The organism is Lactobacillus sp. PV037 (genome assembly GCF_014522345.1).
Classification (GTDB): Bacteria; Bacillota; Bacilli; order Lactobacillales; family Lactobacillaceae; genus Lactobacillus.
In genome coordinates, this window is sequence record NZ_CP041987.1 from 895848 (window position 1) to 919429 (window position 23582).

General features: G+C 35.0%; 17 protein-coding genes. All 17 read right to left on the bottom strand.

Going from position 1 to position 23582, the window contains the following annotated elements; genetic code table 11:
- Window positions 1-84: 84 nt before the first annotated feature.
- Window positions 85-2370: a single-stranded-DNA-specific exonuclease RecJ gene (recJ, locus tag FP435_RS04920; RefSeq protein WP_265482997.1), complete on the bottom strand. Its 2286-nt coding sequence runs from the start codon at window positions 2368-2370 to the stop codon at window positions 85-87.
- A 62-nt stretch (window positions 2371-2432) separates the two neighbouring features.
- Complete coding sequence (locus FP435_RS04925; protein WP_265482999.1) at window positions 2433-3131, bottom strand: class A sortase; 699 nt, start codon at window positions 3129-3131, stop codon at window positions 2433-2435.
- A 437-nt stretch (window positions 3132-3568) separates the two neighbouring features.
- Complete coding sequence (gene lepA, locus FP435_RS04930; RefSeq protein WP_265483000.1) at window positions 3569-5407, bottom strand: translation elongation factor 4; 1839 nt, start codon at window positions 5405-5407, stop codon at window positions 3569-3571.
- 62 nt (window positions 5408-5469) lie between these two features.
- On the bottom strand, window positions 5470-6921 hold the full coding sequence (locus tag FP435_RS04935; protein WP_265483002.1) for a restriction endonuclease subunit S: 1452 nt from the start codon (window positions 6919-6921) through the stop codon (window positions 5470-5472).
- A gap of 107 nt (window positions 6922-7028) precedes the next feature.
- Window positions 7029-8174 (bottom strand): molecular chaperone DnaJ, encoded by a 1146-nt coding sequence (gene dnaJ / locus FP435_RS04940; protein WP_265483003.1) that lies wholly within the window; start codon window positions 8172-8174, stop codon window positions 7029-7031.
- Window positions 8175-8253: 79 nt separating this feature from the next.
- Window positions 8254-10116 carry a molecular chaperone DnaK gene (dnaK, locus tag FP435_RS04945; protein WP_265483004.1) on the bottom strand — a complete coding sequence of 621 codons (1863 nt, stop codon included), beginning with the start codon at window positions 10114-10116 and terminating at the stop codon, window positions 8254-8256.
- Window positions 10117-10134: 18 nt separating this feature from the next.
- The gene (gene grpE, locus FP435_RS04950; RefSeq protein ID WP_265483005.1) at window positions 10135-10713 is read right to left on the bottom strand and encodes a nucleotide exchange factor GrpE; all 579 of its coding nucleotides are present in this window, start codon (window positions 10711-10713) and stop codon (window positions 10135-10137) included.
- A 12-nt stretch (window positions 10714-10725) separates the two neighbouring features.
- Complete coding sequence (gene hrcA / locus FP435_RS04955; RefSeq protein WP_265483007.1) at window positions 10726-11772, bottom strand: heat-inducible transcriptional repressor HrcA; 1047 nt, start codon at window positions 11770-11772, stop codon at window positions 10726-10728.
- A gap of 102 nt (window positions 11773-11874) precedes the next feature.
- A complete protein-coding gene (gene ribF, locus FP435_RS04960) occupies window positions 11875-12807 on the bottom strand; it encodes a riboflavin biosynthesis protein RibF (protein WP_265483009.1) in 933 nt (310 codons plus the stop codon).
- Between the two features lie 11 nt (window positions 12808-12818).
- On the bottom strand, window positions 12819-13715 hold the full coding sequence (gene truB, locus FP435_RS04965; RefSeq protein WP_265483011.1) for a tRNA pseudouridine(55) synthase TruB: 897 nt from the start codon (window positions 13713-13715) through the stop codon (window positions 12819-12821).
- Between the two features lie 57 nt (window positions 13716-13772).
- A complete protein-coding gene (locus FP435_RS04970) occupies window positions 13773-14141 on the bottom strand; it encodes a ribosome-binding factor A (protein ID WP_265483012.1) in 369 nt (122 codons plus the stop codon).
- A gap of 31 nt (window positions 14142-14172) precedes the next feature.
- Window positions 14173-16863, bottom strand: coding sequence for a translation initiation factor IF-2 (infB, locus tag FP435_RS04975; protein ID WP_265483014.1), 2691 nt, complete (start codon window positions 16861-16863; stop codon window positions 14173-14175).
- Between the two features lie 13 nt (window positions 16864-16876).
- Window positions 16877-17179 carry a L7Ae/L30e/S12e/Gadd45 family ribosomal protein gene (locus tag FP435_RS04980; RefSeq protein WP_265483016.1) on the bottom strand — a complete coding sequence of 101 codons (303 nt, stop codon included), beginning with the start codon at window positions 17177-17179 and terminating at the stop codon, window positions 16877-16879.
- Window positions 17180-17182: 3 nt separating this feature from the next.
- The gene (gene rnpM / locus FP435_RS04985; protein WP_265483017.1) at window positions 17183-17476 is read right to left on the bottom strand and encodes an RNase P modulator RnpM; all 294 of its coding nucleotides are present in this window, start codon (window positions 17474-17476) and stop codon (window positions 17183-17185) included.
- Between the two features lie 18 nt (window positions 17477-17494).
- The gene (nusA, locus tag FP435_RS04990) at window positions 17495-18667 is read right to left on the bottom strand and encodes a transcription termination factor NusA (protein WP_265483019.1); all 1173 of its coding nucleotides are present in this window, start codon (window positions 18665-18667) and stop codon (window positions 17495-17497) included.
- 17 nt (window positions 18668-18684) lie between these two features.
- Window positions 18685-19161, bottom strand: a complete 477-nt coding sequence (rimP, locus tag FP435_RS04995; protein WP_265483021.1) for a ribosome maturation factor RimP — start codon at window positions 19159-19161, stop codon at window positions 18685-18687.
- A gap of 108 nt (window positions 19162-19269) precedes the next feature.
- Window positions 19270-23577 (bottom strand): PolC-type DNA polymerase III, encoded by a 4308-nt coding sequence (locus FP435_RS05000; RefSeq protein ID WP_265483023.1) that lies wholly within the window; start codon window positions 23575-23577, stop codon window positions 19270-19272.
- Window positions 23578-23582: the final 5 nt, after the last annotated feature.

Sequence of the window (23582 nt, forward strand, 5' to 3'; positions counted from 1 at the left end):
TAATTTAAGTACAAATTGTACATCTTAACTGTTATATTTTACCAAAATTTTGTTTAAAAGGCATTAAAAATCTTGTCAACTCAACTATTTCAAAGAATTTTTATAGTTATCAATATAAGTTATTAATTGTTGACTAGGCAAACTATGCAGCTGCTTTGTAAATTTAATTCCTTGAGCGACACTTTGATAGTAACGAGATTGAGTGAGGGATTTTTTAACAGAATCAGTTATTGGGACGATTTTATCTTCTTCATATTTAATTAGTCCTAAGTCAAAGAAGACCCTCAAGATAAATAAAATGCTTGCATAATTCATCCCCAAATATCCAGTTACCTTTTGATAGTCCTCTAAACTTAACCCAGTATGAGCTGCTACATACTGCCATACTTTTCCAAATTCTTGGCGACTAGGTAATCTTGATAAAGTAAGAGCATCAGTTAAAAATCTCAAATATATTTCTTGGTAATTTTGTTGCAACACTTTCTCTAAAGCAACTTTACTTGCTGGAGTATCTAAAAGAACAATCTTTTCGTCACTTTCATGATAATCTTTTGACAAAATTACTTTTTCAGGAGCAATACCCAAGTTTTTAACCGCCCAATCTTTATTTTTGGCATTAAAAAGCAAATATTTGTCCGCAAATCCCATAATGTATGAATCTTGTCGCAAATCAATTATTGAATTCGATTTGTTCAACGTTACTAAAGGAGAATCATAATCAATTCCTTCAATCATGGCTTGCAGATTTACCTTATTGCGAAATTCATTTGTACTAACTTTAACATATAACTTATGAATAAAAGGCAACAAACCTTCATTCAAATATCCCTTGCTAAAACCTAAGGTTTTAATCTTACCTGTTGGCAATTGGCTAGTAAAACTCACATGGCTTTTATCAGCCCCAATTTTTCTAAAATTACTAATTTTCGGTGCTGTCATACTAAAAATAGGGGCTGGATTAGCTGTGCCATAAGGGCCTAATTCCTGAATTTGTTGGATAGTTTCTAAATTAATCTCATCAAGTGGTAATTCAAAGTCATATTCCTTGGTTGCTTCAATTTTTCCACCAGTAAAACTTTCTTCAAACTTCTGGCGCAAAAGTTCTAGATTTTCTTCTTTTAATGAAAGCCCACAAGCAAAATCATGTCCACCAAACTTTGTGAGAATTTCCTCCTTAGTTGGACTTAAAGCATCGAATAAATTAAAACCTGCTTCCGCTCTTCCTGAACCTTTTAGCTCGCCACTTTCATCCCTAGTCAAAATAATAGTTGGTTTATGAAGAGTTTGTACTACTTTATTCGCAACTAATCCTAAAACTCCTTCATGAAAATCAGGATCATAGATAACTAAAGTCGATTTATTCTGCCAACCATGTTTTTTTACTTGTGCTAGAGCTTTTTGATAAACTTCTTGGGTTAAATCTTTTCTTTCCTGATTTAAATCTTCTAGTTTATCAGCTAATTTTTGCGCCTCAGTCTCATCATCACTTAACAGTAAAGCTACTGCTAATGAAGCATCAGCTAATCTACCAACTGCATTAAGGCGGGGTGCAATTGCAAAACCAATATCTTCATCCGTCACCGTACCTAATTTTAAACCGGCATTTTTAATTAATGCTCGCAGCCCAGGTCGTTCCGTTTGATTTAAGACTTCCAGACCCTTTTTTGTTAAAAGATGGCCTTCTCCATCAACTCTTACCATATCTCCAATTGTTCCAACTAAAGCGAGGTCAAGTAATTCACGCATACTATCGCCCATTAAAGCCCTAGCAATTGTGTAAGCAACTCCTGCGCCACAGTAATCATCAAAAGGATACTTCTGATTTGGATAATTACAATGCACTAAGGCATAAGGTTCAGGCACTTTTTCTTGGAAAGTATGGTGGTCCGTTAAAATTGTATCTACTCCTTTGCTTTTTGCATAAGCGATTTCATCAACCCCAGTTACCCCATTATCTACTGTAATGATTAATTTTGTTCCATCTGCTACTATGTCTTCATAACGTTTCATATTTGGACCATAGCCATCTTTGAAACGATTTGGAATAAAATAATGGACGTCTGCTCCTAAAATTTCTAAGACCTCGACCATAATTGCTGTTGCTGTGATACCGTCAGCATCATAATCCCCGTAAACGGTAATTTTTTCACCACTATCAATAGCTTGGTTAATTCTTTGAACTGCCTTATCCATGTCATGCATTAAAAATGGATCCGCAAAATTTTCTTCAGTTGCCTTTAACCAAAAATCTAATTTTTCTGCGGTATTAATTTCTCGATTAGCAAGTAACTTAGCCTGTAATGGGGTTAAAGAATACTCACTGACCAATTCTTCTGGCATTTCCGGTGCTTGACGCTGCTTCCATTTCATTACTTTCCCTCATTTCAAAATTAAAAAAGCTACATAGTCAGCGAGACTAATGTAGTCTTTTTCTACTTTAATTTAAAAGTTTGCAATTTTTCTTTAGTTGCGTTTTCTGTTTTGATTAACTTTCCTCGCACTGCCCAACGATTTACCCCGCCATCAGCACAGGTAATTAAAGTTACAATACTCTTTTTCGTGTTATTTACTAACCAAACAGAAGTTGGATCAACTTTTTTCTTCCAATAAATTCGGTAGACATATACTTTCTTTAGATTAGTTAGGTAAACATCTTCACCCTTTTTAGTATTTTCCAGTGGAGAAAATAAGACACCATTTGCTGTCATATAGTGACCTGCTAATGGATAGTTTCCCTTCCCCATAACTTGATTAGCACGCATTGTTCCCCCACCTGTCGATAAGGAATCATCACTTAGACCTTTAAGAATAGGCAGATACATTTTTACTGCTGGAATTGCAATTGCTCCAATTGCATTTGAAGTATTCTTTACCCTACTTTTTGTTACTTTGCCAAAATCAATATCTTTTACTTTCGAGTAATCAAACATTCCTTTTTTCTTTTCATTTTTTTCTACTGAGGAACGACTGATGCTCTTCAAGGCTGTAGTTTGATTTTGCTTAACCATTGCATCGCGGATTTTAGGGCTAAAAATTAAAGCTACACCTACCACCAACAAAATTATCGCTATTACTCTTAGCCATATTGTTGATTTACTAGTTTTACTTTTCTTTGAAGAATCTTTTTTCATAAAAACAACTCACTCATCTTTACGTAAATTATCTCAATTTTTGAATCTTTTTCTATTATACAGGAAGTTAGGCAAAGTGTTAATTATTGAAAAAAAGAGTACCAAATTACTGATACTCCAAACTTTGAAAAAATTATTTATCTGGACGGCTTCACACCTATTACAGCTTGCTACTGCTATATCTACATTAAATAATCTGTAATACAAAATTTATAAAATTTGAGTACTTGTGATTTGTATAAAAAAGCCCTTGCATTTGAAACAGCAAGAGCACAACTAAAGCTAAAAAGCTAAACAGACACCTAAAGTAACCAGCTTTAGGTATTTCTTAGGCATGAGCCTCCTAATATGCTAGTATAATGGAAACCATATGAAAGAGTTTTCTCCAAAATAATAAAAGAGTACCAAATTATTGATACTCTAAAAATTTAAAAGTTTTACTTACCCTTGATGTCATCATCATTCATCTTAAGAACTGCCATAAATGCATCTTGTGGTACTTCTACCTTACCAACGGCTTTCATTCGCTTTTTACCACGACGTTGCTTCTCAAGGAGTTTTGCACGTCTATCAGGATCTCCTGTGTGAATCTTCCAAGTAACATCTTTACGATAAGGTTTAATTGTCGCACGTGAAATAATTTTTGCTCCAATTGCACCTTGAATATCAACTTCAAAGTTTTGACGTGGAATTAGTTTCTTAAGTAATGTAGTCATTTGACGAGCACGTGCTTGAGCCTCATCACGATGGGCAATAAAACTTAAAGCATCAATCGGTTCTTTGTTAAGTAACATATCAATTTTTACCAAGTTAGTTGCACGATAACCTGTAATTTCATAATCAAGGGATGCATAACCTTTAGTTGAAGATTTTAAATCATCAAAGAAATCAAAAATAATTTCAGCTAATGGCATATTGTATTTAACATTTACACGGTATTTATCCATATAATCCATTGTGATAAATTCTCCGCGCTTACGTTGACACAATTCCATAACTGGTCCTACAAAATCATTAGGAACCATGATTTCCGCTTTCACATAAGGTTCTTGAACTTCTTTGTACTCTCCTGCTTCTGGAAGATCTGCTGGGTTATCAATTAACTTAGTTGATCCATCATTCATAATTGCATGATAATCAACACTTGGCGCCGTCATAATTAAATCAATGCCAAATTCTTGTTCCAGTCTTTCTTGGACCACATCCATATGTAGTAAACCTAAGAAACCACACCGGAAACCAAAACCAAGTGCTTGAGAGGTTTCTGGCTCAAATTCCAAAGCTGCATCATTTAATTGTAATTTTTGTAATGCTTCTTTTAAATCATCATATTTTTGGTTATCAACTGGATACATTCCTGAATAAACCATTGGTGGAATTTGACGATAGCCTGGTAAAGGTTCAGGAGTTGGATTTTCAGCACTTGTAATGGTATCCCCAACACGAGTTTCACGAACAGACTTAATGTTGGCAGTAATGTAACCTACATCCCCAGCAATTAACATATCTTTCTTAACCGGATTAGGACTAGAAACACCAACTTCAGTAACTTCAAAGTCTTTTCCAGTGTTCATAATTCTAATCTTATCGCCAGGTTTAACAGTCCCTTCTTCAATTCTTACGGCTAAAACTACCCCACGATAATCATCATATTTTGAATCAAAAATTAAAGCTTTAAGGGGAGCTTCAATATCTCCTTCTGGCGCCGGAATATCTTGGACAATTCTTTCAAGTAATTCAGGAATTCCTTGGCCAGTCTTTCCAGATACTTCGACAGCGTCTTCAGCATCAAGACCAATCATTTCTTCAATTTCGCTCTTACACATTTCTGGATCAGCAGATGGTAAGTCGATTTTGTTAATGACTGGAAGAATTTCTAAATCATCATCAATAGCTAAATAAGTATTTGCTAAAGTTTGAGCTTGCACACCTTGAGTTGCATCAACTACTAAAAGCGCACCTTCACAAGCAGCAAGTGAACGAGATACTTCATAAGAAAAGTCCACGTGTCCTGGCGTATCAATTAAGTGGAAAATATAATCTTCACCATTTTTGGCATGATACTTAACTTGGACAGAGTTTAACTTAATCGTAATTCCACGTTGACGCTCTAATGGCATATCATCAAGTAATTGCTCTTTTAACTCTCTTTTTGAAACAGTATCAGTTAATTCCAAAATTCTATCAGCAATTGTAGATTTACCATGATCAATATGAGCTACAATTGAAAAGTTTCTGATATGCTTTTGGTAGTCTTTTAATTTTTCAATATCCATAAATTTCACCCTATTCTTTTCTAATTATAACAAAGCTTTATGGCTTATTTAATTACTAAAAATTAATTATCTATTGTGCTAAAAAGTTCTTCTATCTTAGTAGCAATTCTTTTTTGTTCGTTGAGTGGTGGGAGAGGAACAGGAGTATTTTTAACTACATTTCCATTTACAGCTTTAAATGTACTTCCTGTAGAATTAGTCTCAAAATATGTTTTAGCAGATGCCAAATAATAAAAAATATATTTTTTATTATTGATCAATCCGTTGATTCCAGCTAAACCACGTCCAATTACCATTGACCGATCAGTCAAATTTACATCCCCAACTGGAGCCCGGACAGCCATAAGAATATAATCTGAATTTATTAATTTTTTATCATCGGTTGTATACTTAGAAGACTTCCCAATTATTTCATCGGTAAATTCAGTCTTTCCCTGATGAAATTCATAACCTATTCCTTTTTCATTTACATTAGTACCTTTAGGAGCTTGTCCCATTTGAATATCAGATACATCCCCCAATCTCACCCATTCCCAACTATCAGGAATATCAAAAGGCTTTTCCTCATCTGTAATTTCAGGAAGCGGCTTAGTTTTCTTGATTTTCTTTTCTTTGATTAGTTGTTCTTTTTTAGCATTAATCTGCTCAACTAAAATACTTGCGGATTCATCATTTTTATCTTGGTCAACAAGCTTCCCTTGTATCCCTAAACTAAGAATCTTTTCTTTTAACTCTCCTTGTAAATCTTCATACTTCTTTTGAGCTTGTTCAATAGTATTAAGTAAAGCAAAAAGTTCTTCAATTTTGGCAGCAATTCGTTTTTGTTCGTTAAGTGGTGGGAGCGGGATAATAGTTTGGCCAAACTTTGTTCCTGATATTTCCTTGAAAGTAGTCCCAGATGCTCTTTTTTCCATATCAGGTACTCTAAACTTTAAAGCATTATATAAATACGAAGGCGATGTGTTGCCAAATATTGTTACTGATTTACACCCCTGATTAGTCGTATATTCAAAAGGAACTAAATTAATATAACCTATTGGTGCACGACTAGATACAACTAAAGAATTAGCTGGAATTAATTTTGCCGACGAGTGCGCCAACCCTTCTTCATTTATATATTTTATATTTTTACTTCTAAATATTTTTTCATCTTTTACTTCTGACATTACTGCTGGAGTGATCCAAGGAATATTTCCATTTTCCCAATAAGATTTTTCCTTCGTCTTTGGAGTACCACCGGATATAATTTCTCCTATTTCCCCCAATCTCACCCATTCCCAACTATCAGGAATATCAAAAGGCTTTTCCTCATCTGTAATTTCAGGAAGTGGTTTAGCTTTCTTGATCTTTTTTTCTTTGATTAATTGTTCTTTTTCTATTCTAATCTTCTCAAGCAAAACACTTGCAGGTTCATCATTTACATCTTGTTTAACCAGTTTCCCTCGCATTGCTAAATCAAGGATTTTTTCCCGCAATCCCTGCACATCAGCTTTTAATTTTTCTACCTTATTCACTAAGAACGCCACCACCTATAAATTACTCTTTAATCAATCTTATTAATTATACTATGTTTCCTATAAAAAGAAAAAGTAGCCACTAACAACCAGTGACTACTTTCTTTCTAAGATAATTTATCTTTTAAGCGTTCAAAAAAGTTCTTTTCTTGTGGGGTGATATTCCCACCTCCAGCTTTAACGAAATCTACTAAAGCTTCTTTTTGCTTATCATTTACCTTCTTAGGAATTGTAACATCTACAGTTACTTCATGATCTCCGTTACCTTCACCATTAAGCTTTGGTACACCTTCACCACGTAACTTAAAGTGAGTATTCGGTTGTGTACCTGCTGGAATCTTCAAAGAAACTTTTCCATGAACAGTATCAACTTGAATTTGATCACCCAAAGTTGCTTGAGCAAAAGAAATTGGAACTTTGCTGTAGATAGTGGTGCCTTGACGGGTAAATTCTTTACTTGGACGAATTCTAAACACAATGTAAAGATCTCCGTACTCGCCACCATTTTTACCAGCTTCACCTTGACCAGCCAATCTAATTTGTTGACCATTATCAATACCTGCTGGAATCTTAACTTGAAGAGTTTGTTTCTTATCAACAGTTCCTTTACCCTTGCAAGTTTGACAAGGATGTTCAATTATCTTTCCAGTACCATGACACTTGTCACAAGTAGTTTGTTGTTGAATTACACCAAATGGAGTTTGGCGAGTGACTGTCATATGACCAGTTCCGTGACACTTGTCACAGGTAATTGGATGCGTTCCTTTTTCAGCTCCACTACCATCACAAGTAGGACAAGTTTCACTTCTTGTATAGGTGATATCAGTTTCCTTACCTTTGATTGCATCCATAAAGTCAATCGTCATTGTGTAGTCTAAATCTTGACCGCGTTGAGGTGCAGTTGGATCAACATTTCTTTGTCTTGAACCTCCACCAAAAAGGTCACTAAAAATGTCACCAAAACCACCAAAGCCACTAAAATCACCATAAGGATTGCCACCAGTAGCTCCGCCACCAAAGCCACCTTGACCATTTACACCAGCTTGTCCAAATTGGTCATAGCGTGCACGTTTATCCTTATCATGAAGCACTTCATAAGCTTCATTAACTTCTTTATATTTTTCTTCAGCACCAGGTTCATGGTTTAAGTCAGGGTGATACTTTTTTGCTAATTTTCGGTAGGCCTTACTAATGTCGGCATCACTAGCAGATTTATCTACCCCTAGTATCTCATAGTAATCATGTTGTGCCATAAATTTTCTCCTTCAATATTTAGAAAAGAAAAGAACTACATTCCGCAGTTCTTTCTTTTTATCTATTATTATAGCTATTTTACTTATCTGGGTCTACCTTGTGAAAATCTCCATCTACAGTAGAACCATCGTTTGAAGAACCATTGTTACCTTGATCACCATTTGGTTGAGGTCCTTGAGGGCCACCTTGTGGATTGCCTTGAGCTCCACCATTTTGTTGGTAAAGTTTAACAGCTAAATCTTGTGCAGCCTTAGATAAAGCTTCTTTCTTTTCCTTCATTTCATCAAGGTTATTATCTTTTTGTGCCTTCTTCAATGCTTCTTGAGCATCTTTCACTGCCTTGATATCTGCTTCTGGAACTTTACCATCAACATCTTTCAAGGTTTTATCAGTTGTGAAGATTAATTGATCTACTTCATTACGTAAATCAACTTCTTCTTTTCTCTTCTTATCTTCTTCAGCATGTTCTTCGGCATCTTTTTGCATTTTCTTAATTTCTTCATCTGATAAACCAGAAGAACTCTTGATAGTAATCTTTTGTTCCTTACCAGTTCCCATATCCTTAGCAGAAACATTTACAATACCGTTTTTATCAATATCAAATGTAACTTGGATTTGTGGAACACCACGAGGTGCTGGTGGAATATCAGTTAATTCAAAGCGTCCCAAAGTCTTATCATCAGCTGCCATTGGACGTTCACCTTGTAAAACGTGAACATCTACTGCTGGTTGATTATCAGCTGCAGTTGAGAAAATTTGACTCTTTGAAGTTGGAATAGTGGTATTTTTATCAATTAATTTGGTAAATACACCACCCATAGTTTCGATACCAAGTGATAATGGAGTAACATCAAGTAAAACAATATCCTTCACATCACCAGAAATCACACCACCTTGAATTGCTGCACCTAAAGCTACAGCTTCATCAGGGTTGATTGAGTGGTCAGGTTCTTTGCCAGCCCACTTTTTAACTGCTTCTTGAACAGCTGGAATACGAGTAGATCCACCGTTTAAGATTACCTTATCAATGTCATTTACAGTTAAACCTGCATCTTTTAAGGCGTTATCAAATGGAATCTTAGTCTTTTCTACTAAGTCATTAGTTAATTCATCAAACTTAGCACGAGTCAAGTCAGCTTCTAAGTGAAGTGGACCTGCTTCACCAGCAGAAATGAATGGAAGTGAAATATGAGTTGAACTTACACCAGATAAGTCTTTCTTTGCTTTTTCAGCAGCATCTTTTAAACGTTGAAGAGCCATCTTATCCTTTGATAAGTCAATGCCATTTTCATCTTTAAAGTTTTGGATTAACCAATCCATAATCTTTTTATCAAAGTCATCCCCACCTAAGTGAGTATCACCATTAGTTGAAAGGACTTGGAAAACTCCATCCCCTAATTGAAGAACAGAAACGTCAAAGGTACCACCACCAAGGTCGTAAACTAAAACCTTTTCGTCTTCTTCATCTTTATCTAAACCATAAGCAAGGGATGAAGCAGTTGGTTCGTTGATAATTCTTTGAACATTTAAACCAGCAATTTTACCAGCATCTTTAGTTGCTTGACGTTGAGCGTCATTAAAGTAAGCAGGTACTGTAATAACTGCATCGGTTACTTCTTCACCTAAGTAGTCTTCTGCAAACTTTTTAATGTATTGTAAAATCATTGCAGAGATTTCTTGTGGAGTATATTCCTTGTCTCCAACTTTAACCTTGTAACCATCTTCACCCATATGGCTCTTAATTGAAATCACTGTATTAGGATTAGTAATTGCTTGACGCTTTGCTACTTCCCCTACCTGAATTTCACCATCTTTAAATGAAACAACGGATGGAGTGGTACGGTTACCTTCTGGATTAGTAATAATTTTAGGTTGGTTTCCTTCAAGTACTGCTACTGCTGAGTTAGTAGTACCTAAGTCAATACCGATAACTTTTGACATCTTATAAGCTTCCTTTCATTACTGAGCTACAACTACCATAGCTGGTCTTAGCGTACGATCTTTATATTTATACCCTTTTTGTAAAACTTGAACTACATGATCAGTAGGATGGTCATCATCAGCTGCTACTGTTTGAACTGCTTGATGCAAAGTAGGATCAAAAGCAGCTCCTTTGGCTTCAATCTCTTCTATACCATGATCGTTTAAGGCTTTTACTAAAGCATCTAAAGTCATTTGGACACCCTTTTGAAGTTGCTTAGCAGCTTCATCATCTGCCTTAACTGCTAATGCTCTTTCTAAGTTGTCTACTGCAGGCAAAACATCTTTAGCTAAATTTTGAGCCTCATATTTTATTAATTGAGCTCGTTCTTTAGTATAACGATTTTGCATATTTTGAATTTCTGCTTGACTTCTAAGATAACTATCTTCAAGCTTTTGATTTTTAGCAGTTAATTCATCCACCTTAGCTTGTAATGCTAAAATTTTTGGATCTTCTGCTTGTTTTTTAGAATCTACTTCTTGTTTCTTATCTTCTGCTTCATCTGGAGTAACTTTATTTTTCAAGTCTTCTTCTTTAGGAAATTCTTCTTTACTCACAGCTAGCCTCCTTTAATTTAGCCTTCCATAATAATCAAGTAATTTCTGTGCTAATTCTGTCCGAAAAGAATCAAGCAACCCAATCATTTGTGAATAAGGCATATTTGTCGGACCTAAAAGAGCAATTGTACCTCTTCCATATTTTCCCACCGTATAATGAGCAGTTAATAAACTGTAATTATCTAGTAAGCTAGAAGGTAAGTCACTTCCTAAAGTAACTTGAACTCTGTGGGAATCAGGACTTTGAGAACTAAGACCAATTAATCTACAAATTTCATCATTTTTATCAAGTAACTCATATAAAGATTTTATTTGTCTAACATCTTTATTTTCTGAATTATTAAATAAGTTAATTTGACCATCTACATATAATTCTTCACTAAGTGAATCTTTTATCACATCTTCAAGAAGTTTTAGGACTTCTGGTGATGAGCCTCTTAAAAGTAGATGCTGCCCAATTTCTTGCATCATTGCTTGATTAATCGCAGTCACAGGCTTCCCTACAACTTGCTTATTAATTAAGCTAACAGCTTCTTCAATCTCTTGCCCACTAATCTTAGTAGGTAAAGAATAAATTTGATTCTTAACATTGCCATCATCTGTAACTAAAATCGCCATTACTTGACGTGCAGATAATGTTACAATTCTAAAACCGGTAATCAACCTACCATCAGTTTCAGGACCTGCAGCAAAGGCAGTATAATTAGTCAAATCTGACAAAATCTTAGCGGCTTCTTGTACAATCTGATTAACTTGACTAAAAGGTTGATCTAAGTGTAATCCTATCTTGTCATACACCTTTGTCGGTATTTGAACCGGATCAACTAAATTATCAAGATAATAGCGATAGCCATCGCTAGAGGGAATGCGTCCACTTGAAGAATGAGTTTTTTCAAGTAAGCCCTTTTCTTCTAGGACTGCCATTTCATTGCGAATCGTTGCACTTGAAACTTTAATTGGCAGTTGAGTCATCACGGTTTTAGAACCAACTGGTTCGTTTGTTTGAGCAAAGTCTTGAATAATCATCTTCAAGATTAACTCTTGCCGTTTAGTCAACATTTTATCGCCCCTTTATTAGCACTCAAGTTTTATCTGTGCTAACTATTTATTATGATACTAATAAATTAGCAAAAAAGCAAGTTAAGTGCTAAAATATAAAAATTATTTATCTTTAAAGTATTGCTTAATATTTCTTTCGTCACTTTTTAGTTGCTTTATTAGATTTTCAACGCCATCAAATTTAACATTGTCTCGCATAAATTTATACCAAGCAACAGTTAATTCTTTTCCATATGCTTCTTCATCAAAGCCAAAGAGATGGGTTTCAATAGTTAAATTTTTATTTTCAAATGTATCGTTATAGCCGACACTTGTCATTGCTTCATACCACTTGCCATCAATTTTAGCCTTAGTGGCATAGACCCCTGGTTTAGGTAAAACCTTTTTCCCAGAAATATCAATATTAGCTGTTGGAAATCCTAGCTCATGACCTCTTCTAAAACCATGGACAATTTCACCTGTTATTTCATATGGGTGCCCTAATAGCTGAGCAGCCAGACTCATTTCTCCATTCTTAATAGCTTCTCTTATTCTACTTGAACTAATCTTTTTATCTTTATAATTTTGCTTTGGTTCCATTTTAGTTACAAACCTTCCCTTTGCAAAGCGAGGTAAATTTTCCATATTTGCAATATTTTTATTACTTCCATATGTATAATCAAAACCTGCTATCACCACTTTTGCCTTTAAAGACCAAATTACTTTATTGACAAACTCAGCAGGTGTAAGCTTACTAAACTTTGGCGTAAAATTGACAAATAATAAATAATCTACTCCTAATTTTTCAAAATATTTTATTTTTTCATCATTTGTTGATAAATATTGAACTTTTTTTGTAGTATCAAGTGTTTCAAGGGGATGCTTGGTAAAGGTCATCACCATTAAAGGGAGATTTTTTTCGAGAGAAATTTTTTTAGCATCTTTTATTAATTTTTGATGTCCTAGATGAACACCATCAAAAAAACCTAACGCAAGGACCACACCAGTATTTGTGACCTCTTCTTGCCAAGGATAGGTCAATGAAAGTACCTTCATTTTACCACCTGCTAACTATTTTGAAGTAACATTAAATCTGCACGATATTCATTACCCATCTTTTTGTAAATTGCCTTAATTTTTCCATTGTAAGAAAGAGCTACTTTTTCTTCTGAGACTCCCTCTAACTCGATTCCAGCTCCATTTTTTACCCGAGAAAACTGCGCTTGAGATAAATCAATCTTTTTATATTCTTTGAAAAATTCATCAATTGGTTGGAGCCACTTTTCTGGTTGATCTAAATTTTCTTCAATCTCAGATAATGTTACTGCATGATTAATATTAAAGCCAGAACTTGCTATTCTAGTTAAACTAGTCATTACAGCTGGAACATCCAACAGAGTTCCTAAATCATTTACTAATGATCTCACATACGTTCCTTTCGAACATTGAATTGCAAAATCAAAATATTCTAGTTTATCTTTTTCGTCAAAGCGTGGCTCTTGCGTTAGTTGATAATCATAAATAGTTACATCCCTTTCAGGTAATTCTACAGGGATGTTTTCACGGGCATATTCGTATAATCTCTTTCCATTAACTTTAACCGCAGAATAAATTGGTGGTACCTGCTTAATTTTGCCAGTTAATTTTTTCATTGCTGCTTTTAAATCAGAACTTGAATATTGTTGCTCCAATTCAAGACTCTCCAAAATGTGTCCTTGAAGGTCATAGCTGTCAGTTCTACTGCCCAACATCCCTTCTCCAATATAAGATTTAGGTTTTTCATGCATCAATTCAATTAACTTCGTTGCCTGACCAATCGCAATTGGTAATACACCGTCTACTTCCGGATCAAGAGTTCCTGCATGACCAATTTTTCTAATGTGGAGCAGCTTTCTTAATTTATATACACAATCACTGCTTGTCATTCCTCTAGGTTTATTTAAAACTACAATTCCATTTATCATATTTTTCCTCTTAAATATTTTCATAAAAAAAGACGTCTCTAAGACGTCTTTTTGTTATTAATTGTTACTTTCACGAGCTTCGTCATCTTTTTTTACTTGACGAATTAAGTTGTCAATCTTATTACCATAAGCTACTGAACTATCTCGTTTAAAAATTAATTCAGGAACTTTATATAAAGTAAGAGTTTGACCTAACAAGTGACGCATAGCACCCTTAGCTTTTTCTAATCCTTCAGCTGCTTGCTTTTCAGCTTCTGGAGTATCTGACAATAAACTGTAGTAAACAGTCGCATAAGATAAATCATTTGTGCATTCTACTGCAGTAATTGTGACATCTTGAACTCTAGGATCACGGATATCTTTTCGTAAAATTTTAGTTAGTTCACGAAGAATTTCTCCTTCAACTCTTCCAATTCTGTGTTTCATTGTTAAATACTCCTTTACAAAAAGAGTTGGCCTATTTTACAGGTACTTCTTGCATTTCATATGCTTCAAGTTCATCATCAACTTTAATGTCATTGAAGTTTTCAATGGTTATACCACAATCAAATCCTTGCTTAACTTCTTTAACATCATCTTTGAATCTCTTTAATGAAGCAACTTTACCATCATATTTTACAATACCATCACGAATTACACGAATTCCTGAATCGCGAGTTACATACCCACTATCAACAAATGCACCAGCAATGGTACCAACCTTAGAAACTTTCCAAGTTTCGCGAACAGTTAAGTTACCAGTTACCTTTTCTTCATAAGTTGGTTCAAGCATACCCTTCATTGCAGCTTCTACGTCATCCATTGCTTTGTAGATAATGTTGTAAAGGCGAATGTCTACTCCTTCACCTTCAGCCTGATTCTTGGCGGTAGCAGTTGGACGTACATTAAAACCAATAATAAATGCATTAGAAGCACCAGCTAACGTAACATCAGATTCATTAATTGCACCAACACCTGCGTGAATGATGTTAACTCTTACACCTTCAACATCAATTTTTTCAAGTGATTGTTGCAAAGCTTCTACAGAACCTTGAACATCTGCCTTCAAAACAATATCAACAGCCTTCATATTCTCTTTCTTCATAGTATCAAAGAGGTTATCAAGAGTTACATGTTGAACATTTTCACGTTGTTTTTCAAGAGAATTCTTAGCTCTTTGTTCACCAACACTTCTAGCAGTCTTTTCATCCTCAAAGACAACTAACTTATCTGCAGAAGTTGGAACATCATTTAAACCAGTGATTTCAACAGGAGTTGAAGGAGTAGCCTTTTTAATTCTTCTTCCCTTATCATTAGTCATTACACGAACACGTCCGTAAGTGTCACCAATAACAATTGGGTCTCCAACCTTCAAAGTACCCTGTTGAATAAGTAAGTCGGCTACTGGACCACGGCCTTTATCAAGGCGAGCTTCAACAACAGTACCAATTGCCTTTTGATCTGGATCTGCTTTAAGTTCCATCACATCTGCTTGCAGTAAAATCATTTGGAGAAGTTCATCTACATTTTCACCGGTTTTAGCAGACATCTTAACAAAGATGGTATCTCCACCCCAGTCTTCTGGAACAAGTCCATGTTGCATTAATTGTTCCATCACGTGATCAGGGTTAGCACCTGGTTTATCAATCTTGTTAACTGCTACAATAATTGGGACTCCAGCACTTTTCGCATGGTCAATAGCTTCAATAGTCTGAGGCATTACACCATCATCTGCTGCTACCACTAAGATAACGACATCAGTTACTTCTGCCCCACGAGCACGCATATTTGAAAAGGCAGCGTGTCCTGGAGTATCTAAGAAGGTAATCAAACGATCATCAACATGAACTTGGTAAGCACCAATATTCTGAGTAATTCCTCCAGCTTCATGTTCAGAAACATTTGTATGACGTAAGCGGTCAAGTAAAGTAGTCTTACCATGATCAACGTGTCCCATAATAGTAACTACTGGTGGACGTTTTACTTGATTTTCGGATTTCTTAGAAGCTTCCATTTCTTTAGTGTAAAGATTATCAATATCCGAAATATCTTCATGAACTTTTTCTTCTGCTTCAATTCCATATTCAGCAGCCAATAATTCAATTGTATCTTTATCTAAAGATTGGTTTTGATTAGTCATTACTCCTAACATAAAGAGCTTTTTAACTAATTCAGCTGGTTCACGGTGAAGTAATTTACCTAAATCTTGAGCATTCATTCCCTCTTCGTAAACTAATACTTCTGGTAATGGACGTTCCTTACGTTGAGTAGGTTGCTTTTTAACTTCAGTGTGTTGCATCCCTTTATTTTTCTTATTGCGACGACGACGTGCCTTATCTGAATGATCGTTTCGTTCGTGTTGATAAGTTTGGTGTCGCTTCTTAGACTTACCAAATTCTTTATTTCTTGTTGGTTTAGTATCTTTACCCTCTACAGGAGGTGCAATAATTGGTTCTGTTTTCTTCGGTCTTCTTCTTTGCTGTGAGTTGTTATTAGAAGAATGATTATTACGGTTGTTATAAGTGTGTCGATTATTATTTTCGTTTGACTTAGCACTCTCTACCTTCTTTACCTTATTTCTAGCAGGTGATGGCTTAATAATCTTTGGTCCAACAGTCTTCTTTGCTGATTGAATATGAGCCTTAACAGCTTCGGCCCCTTCTTTAATTTTAGGTCTTTGAGTTTGCGTAGGCTTTTCTTCTTTCTTTGAGCTCTTTATAGGAGCAGATTTTTGTGAATTTTGTTCTTCATGCCACTTACGGCGTGTTTCATTTGCACGTGCATCTAATTCACCGGCTTCAGCACGTTGTTTTTGCTTAAGTTGTTTTAACTTATCTTGGGCAGCAGGTTGTTGAGAAGCAGTTTGTTTACTATTATGATTTGGTCGTTGCTTCTTTGGTCGGTTATTTTTCTTTTCAGCTTTATCGTGCTTTCTAATCGCACCAACTGAAACCTTAATTTTACTTTTACCTGCTTGAGTTTTTGCAGAAGTGGATTTTTCCTTATTCTTTCCACTCTTTAAACTGCTAACTAACTTTGTAATCTGTGTATCATCCAAGGAGGACATGTGACTTTTTACATCAAAACCAAGTTTCTGAGCTTGATTTACTACAATCTTGTTTTCGATGTTCAATTCTTTTGCTACTTCATAAATTCTTTTTTTCGCCATCAAACCACACTCCTTATTCTATTTTTTTAACTATTGCTTGACTAAATCCTTGATCAGTAACCGCAACTATTTTGCGTTCTTTACCTAATGCTTGAGATAATTGCTTACTTGATAACATATCATAGATTGGAACATGTTGCTTTCGATTTAAAAAATTTAATTTTTCTTTGGTATTTTCGCTTAAATCAGATGCAATGAAAATAACTTTTATTTTTTTATGCATTAAGCCCAATTTTACTGCATCAAAACCAGTTACTAATTTCCCCGCACGTTGAATCAAGCCCAAAAAATTTAAAATTTTTTCTTCTTTTTGCACTTTTTAGTCACCAAACAATTCTTTACGTGCCTTTTGATGTTCTACATAGGCATACAATTCTTTATAAAAATCTTCAGACACTTTAATGCCTAAGCTTTTTTCTAACACTCTATTTTTTTGAGCACTGGCAATTTTTTCAGGTTCCAAAGAAACATAAGCACCTCGTCCCGATTTTTTACCAGTAGGGTCAACGAAAATATTCTTTTCCTTATCTACCACTACTCTTACTAACTCTTTTTTGGGCATCATTGTGTTAGTCAAAAGATCTTTTCTCATTGGAATTTTTCTTTTTTTCATAGCACTTCACCCATTTCTTTAATCTTGCGTTTCTTTTACTTCGTCTTCATTAGCTGAAGTTACTTCAGTATCACTATTTTCTGTTGTTTCTGTATCTTCAACTGGTTCTTGACTACTATCAGCTTCCTCAGTTGTAGAACTTTCTTCAACAAATTCTACTTGAGATTCAGGCTTAATGTCAATCTTATAACCAGTCAATCTTGCAGCAAGTCTTACATTTTGGCCTCGCTTACCAATTGCTAAAGACAATTGATAATCTGGTACGATTACCAAAGCATTTTTTTCATCTTTTTCATCACCGAATTGAACAGCGATTACTTCAGCAGGGTTTAAAGCATTAGCAATGAAATCAGAAGGATCTTCTTCATATTTAACAATATCTATATTTTCACCACCGAGTTCATTAACAATATTTTGAACTCTAGCACCTTTAGGCCCAACTAAAGTACCTACAGGATCAATGTTAGGATCATCTGTTTTTACTGCAATCTTAGTTCTGTCACCAGCTTCTCTAGCGATTGAAACAATTTGAACAGTACCATTGTAAACTTCAGGGACTTCTTGTTCAAATAAACGTTTCACAAGGCCAGGTGCAGTTCTAGAAACAGTAATCTGTGCTCCTTTAGAATCACTACCAACGTGAGTTACCAAAACTTTGATTCTATCTTGAGGATTATAAGTTTCAGTCGACAATTGATCATTATGGGGCATTACTGCCTCTACATTACCAATATTAACGTAAACAAAACGGTTATCGCGACGTTCAACAACTCCAGTTACCATTTCATCTTCATATTGAGAATATTCTTCAATAATATGATTTCTTTCAGCTTCTCTTAAACGTTGCATAATCACTTGCTTAGCAGTTTGAGCAGCAAGTCGACCAAAATTCTTAGGAGTTACTTCAAAACGAATTTCATCTCCTACTTCATATGCTCCATTAATTTCTAAAGCATCTTTTAAACTTACTTCCAGACGAGGATCTTGAACTTCCTCAACTACTGTTTTAATAGCGTTAACTTTGAAGTTACCCTTTTTTTCATCAAAAACTACTTCAACATTCTGTGCTTGATTATAATTTTTCTTATAAGCGGCTACTAAAGCAGCTTTCATTGCTTCAACTATCACATCTGGTTTAATACCCTTTTGCTTTTCTAAGGTTGAAAAAGCTTCTAGCATTTCTTTAGACATAATTTTACCAGTCCTTTCTAAAATTCGACTGCAAAGCGAATGTTAGCAATTGCATCACGAGGAATTTCAATTTCTTTTCTGCGAGTTTTGATTTTTACATCTAATATAACTTTGTCTTCATCAAAATCCTTCAAAGTTCCTTCATACATCTTATTGCCATCAATCTTTTTATAAAGACCGACATGAACATATTCTCCCTTTGCCTTTTCCCAATCCTTTTCTGTTTTAATTGGACGTTCCAATCCAGGAGAAGAAAGCTCTAAGATATAAGGTTGAGGAAATGGATCTGGCTCCAATTCATCAAGTTTTTCAGAAACAATATCACTTAATTCAGCAATTTCTTCAATATCAATCCCACCTGGAACTCGGTCAACGTATACTCGAAGATAATATTGTGAACGTTCCTTAACGTATTCTACATCAACGAGTTCGTCTCCACGAGCCTGTGCGATGGGAGCAACTACATTTGCAACAATTTCAGTAACTTTTGCCAATTTTGATTCCTCCGTACTAAAAAGAGTGAGCATTTCTGCTCACTCGAACTCGCTATTCGAACTACTGTTAGGATAGCATAATTATCAATGTTTGTAAAATTTCTTACCTTAAAAAAGTGAAAGCTGATTTTGATCTGGCATCCCTTCTAAAACTTCATTTTTTTCAAAATAATCCATAATAGTTTGAGATACTTTTCCTCTAGTTGCTAAATCTTCTTTTGAAAGAAATTTTTGTTCAGTTCTAGCCGCTACAATTTGACGAGCAGCATTGTCACCTAATCCTGGCACCGCATTAAATGGTGCTAAAATTGTGTGATCATCAAGAATCTTAAACTCTGTAGCTTCTGACTTTTCAATATCTACCATTTTAATCTTAATTCCACGCTCTAAACATTCATTTGCAATTTCTAAAACGGTCAATAAAGATTTATCTTTAGCTGAAGCATCCATTCCCTGGTCTTGAATTGCCTTCATGGCTGCTTTTACTGTATTTTTTCCATGACTCATTGCTACTAAGTCAAACAAGTCTGCTCGTACAGAGAAATAAGCTGTGTAGTAAATTACTGGATAGTAAACTTTAAACCAAGCAATTCTAAGGGCCATTAAAATATAAGCTGTTGCGTGAGCCTTAGGGAACATATATTTAATCTTTAAGCAAGAATCAATATACCAGTCAGGAATTTTGTCATTTTTCTTCAAAACGGCCATATCTTCCTCACTAATTCCCCGTCCATGCCGTACAGATTCCATCGTTGAAAATGCGACTTCTGGTTTTACACCCCAGTGAATTAAGTCCATCATAATGTTGTCACGACAACCAATTACATTCTTCAACTCACAAATTCCTTGATTAATTAATTCTTCAGCATTTCCTAACCAAACATCGGTACCATGAGATAGCCCTGAAATTTGAAGCAATTCAGAAAAAGTACTTGGATGCGTTTCTTCAAGCATCCCTCGAACAAATTTTGTCCCAAATTCAGGTACTCCTAATGTTCCTGTATTTGAGCCAATTTGTTCTGGCGTCACTCCCAAAATATCTGTTCCTGAAAAAAGCGACATTACTCCTGGATCATCCGGAGGAATTGTCATTGGATCAACACCTGATAAATCTTGTAACATTCTGATCATCGTAGGATCATCATGTCCTAAAATATCAAATTTTAAGATATTGTCGTGAATGGCATGGAAATCAAAGTGAGTAGTAAGCCAGGCTGCTTTTTGGTCATCTGCAGGATACTGTACAGGAGTAAAGTCATAAATATCCATATCATTTGGTACCACAACAATTCCTGCAGGGTGTTGTCCAGTTGTTCTTTTAACCCCTGTGGCTCCTGTTGCTAAACGCTCAAGTTCTGCCTTACGCAAATGAAGTTCATTTTCATCTTCGTAATGTTTTGCATAACCATAGGCAGTTTTATCCGCTACAGTGCCAATCGTTCCTGCACGATAAGAATTATCGGGACCAAACATTACCCGAATATAATTATGAGCTACTGGTTGGTAATCTCCTGAAAAGTTTAAATCAATATCAGGAACCTTATCTCCATGGAACCCTAAGAAGGTTGCAAATGGAATATCCTGACCATCTTTTACTAATTCAGCACCACACTTAGGGCACTTTTTATCTGGCAAGTCATATCCAGAACCATACTCCCCATTTTCAAAAAATTCTGAGTACTGGCAACTTGCACAGCGATAATGGGGTGCTAAAGGGTTAACTTCTGTTATTCCTGATAGGGTTGCTACCAAGCTAGATCCAACAGACCCTCGTGAACCAACTAAATATCCATCTTTATTGGATTTTGCTACTAAACGTTGTGATATCAAATAAATTACTGCATACCCATTAGAAATAATAGAATTTAATTCCATCTCTACCCTATCTTTTACAATCTTAGGTAAAGGCTTACCGTAAAGCTCATAAGCCTTATCATAGGTAAGTTTTTTCATTTCTTCATCAGCATTATCAATCTTTGGTGGATATAAACCACTTTTAACTGGAGAAATTTCTTCAATTTTATCTGCAATTGCATTTGGATTTGTAATTACAATTTCCTTTGCAATCTCTTCACCTAAAAATGAAAAGGCATCAAGTAATTCTTGTGTAGTGTAAAATGGAAGATCAGGAATATTTTTATTTTTCTTCGTGTATCCTTTTTTAGATTCCAATAAAATTTTACGATATATTTTTTGGTGAGAATCAACATAGTGTGAATCACTAGTTGCTACAACTGGAATATGTAATTCTTTTCCCAGCTTATAAATATTTCCAATGATTTCTTCTAATTCTGCTCTATCTTTAATTAATTCATCTTCAATTAAAGTTTCATAAGCAGCTGGTGGCTGAATTTCTAAAAAGTCATAGAACTGGGCTACTTCTTTTGCGGCGTCGTATCCTTTTTGCATCATCGCTACAAATACTTCACCTTCGCCACACCCGCTTCCAAAAAGCAAACCTTCATGATATTTATCTAATTCTGACTTTGGTGTCCGTGGTTCTCGATAAAAATATTGTGTGCTCGCTAAAGAAATTAATTTATACATATTTTTTAAGCCTTTTTGATTTAAGGCTAAAACAGTCATATGTGAAGGGCGCGCACGTTTGTACACTTCGCCAAATTTGGCATAATCATTCATTTTGCCAAGATCTGCTTCATTAAAACGTGCATAAAAGGCATCCAATAACTTAAACATTAAGTAGCCAGTTGCCTCAGCATCTTGGTTGGCTCTATGGTGATGTTCCAAAACAACATCATACTTTTTAGCTAACGAATCTAAAGTATGACGAGTTTGTTCTGGATGAAGTAAACGTGAAACTTCCAGTGTATCAACAACTGGTTGAGTAATTTCTTCCATTCCAGCTCTTCTTAAAGCTGCATTAATAAAGCCAACATCAAACTGAACATTATGTCCACACAAAGGACGATCCCCATAAAAGTCCTTAAAGCGTTTGATAACATCTTCTTCATCATCAGCTTTACTTACCATTTCATCAGTAATTGAAGTTAAATTGATGGTTGTGTCACTCAAGGGATGATGGGGATTAATAAATTCATCAAATTTTTCAATAACTTCCCCATTTTTCATTTTAACAGCACCAATTTCAATAATAGTGTCATAAACAGAAGAAAGTCCTGTAGTTTCTACGTCAAAAATTACGTATTCTCGATCACGATAGTCCATTTCAGTTGGATTTAAAACAAGCTTTGCATGATCATCAATTGCATTTGCTTCATAACCATAAAGAACTTTAACATCTTCTTTTTTCCCTGCACCAAAAGCTTCCGGAAATGCTTGCACATCAGCATGATCAGTAATAGCCACTGCCTTTTGGCCAAACTTTTTGGCTGCCTTAATGTAATCAGTTGCTGTAGAAACTGCATCTAATTGACTCATTGTTGTATGAGTATGGAGTTCAATATGCTTGTCTTCACCTTCATATTTTTCTTGGCGACCCTTATGTTCGATAACCTCAATACTTCTAATATTGAATACCAATTCATGTTGCCACTGATCATCACTAACGCCACCTTGGATTTTAGCCCAAGTTCCTGGTTTGATGCTTTTATAAAAATCTGCCTCTTCACCTTTTGAAACAAACTTCTTAAAGCCAATCGAATCGGTATAGTCTGTAATATCTCCAGTAACAATAAAATTGCCAGATTTTAATTCCTTTAGTTCAATATTAAAAATATTTCCTTCAATCAGAACATTTCTAACCCCATCTTCTAGTTCCTTTATTTGGATAAATTTAGCCTTGGGGCTTACCTTTTTACCATGTGAAAATTCTCTTCGCTGAGTCTTTTCACCATTTGAAGGTGAAATGGGTGGAGGCGGAGTTTGCTCAAAAAGATTTTGCATCGCTTCTTGATGTGCCTTTTCTTGTTCCTCTAAACTCTTTAAATTTTCACTTTCCTGCCCTGTACTAATTTCTGTCGCAAATTTTATATTAAAGAAACCGTATTTTCTAAATTCCTCATTTAAACCTGCAAGAACATTTTCTGTTAAAAGCTCTTCAGCCGTTTTATTTGTGCAAGCAATAAACCATTTATTATCCTTTAACTTTGGGATCTCTTTTACCAAAACTTGTTTTTGTAATGTAGGTAATTTACTATTTTCAATTACATAATTCCAATAATCCGGTAAAAAATCACTTGCACCATCCTGAGTCTTAATTTCCAATTCGACATCTACGATATCAACAAAGCTAGCTTTTAAAGCCTCTATAAATGAATGATACGTTTTAAATTTTAATGGTGTACTTAAAAAAACGTGGATTTGCCACTTTTTTTCAGTTGCAAATACATCCACGTCTTGTATTTCCCCTTTTTGAAGAATGTCATTATCTTCAAATGTATCTGGAAATTTAATTTGTTCTAATAAATGTAAAAAAAGTTGATTTTTCTTAGTCACATTAA

What these genes read in the sequence shown, in the direction of transcription:
- recJ (WP_265482997.1), bottom strand. Translation starts at nt 2,370, where the DNA reads ATGAAATGGAAGCAGCGTCAAGCACCGGAAATGCCAGAAGAATTGGTC.
- FP435_RS04925 (WP_265482999.1), bottom strand. Translation starts at nt 3,131, where the DNA reads ATGAAAAAAGATTCTTCAAAGAAAAGTAAAACTAGTAAATCAACAATA.
- lepA (WP_265483000.1), bottom strand. Translation starts at nt 5,407, where the DNA reads ATGGATATTGAAAAATTAAAAGACTACCAAAAGCATATCAGAAACTTT.
- dnaJ (WP_265483003.1), bottom strand. Translation starts at nt 8,174, where the DNA reads ATGGCACAACATGATTACTATGAGATACTAGGGGTAGATAAATCTGCT.
- dnaK (WP_265483004.1), bottom strand. Translation starts at nt 10,116, where the DNA reads ATGTCAAAAGTTATCGGTATTGACTTAGGTACTACTAACTCAGCAGTA.
- hrcA (WP_265483007.1), bottom strand. Translation starts at nt 11,772, where the DNA reads ATGTTGACTAAACGGCAAGAGTTAATCTTGAAGATGATTATTCAAGAC.
- ribF (WP_265483009.1), bottom strand. Translation starts at nt 12,807, where the DNA reads ATGAAGGTACTTTCATTGACCTATCCTTGGCAAGAAGAGGTCACAAAT.
- truB (WP_265483011.1), bottom strand. Translation starts at nt 13,715, where the DNA reads ATGATAAATGGAATTGTAGTTTTAAATAAACCTAGAGGAATGACAAGC.
- FP435_RS04970 (WP_265483012.1), bottom strand. Translation starts at nt 14,141, where the DNA reads ATGAAACACAGAATTGGAAGAGTTGAAGGAGAAATTCTTCGTGAACTA.
- infB (WP_265483014.1), bottom strand. Translation starts at nt 16,863, where the DNA reads ATGGCGAAAAAAAGAATTTATGAAGTAGCAAAAGAATTGAACATCGAA.
- rnpM (WP_265483017.1), bottom strand. Translation starts at nt 17,476, where the DNA reads ATGAAAAAAAGAAAAATTCCAATGAGAAAAGATCTTTTGACTAACACA.
- nusA (WP_265483019.1), bottom strand. Translation starts at nt 18,667, where the DNA reads ATGTCTAAAGAAATGCTAGAAGCTTTTTCAACCTTAGAAAAGCAAAAG.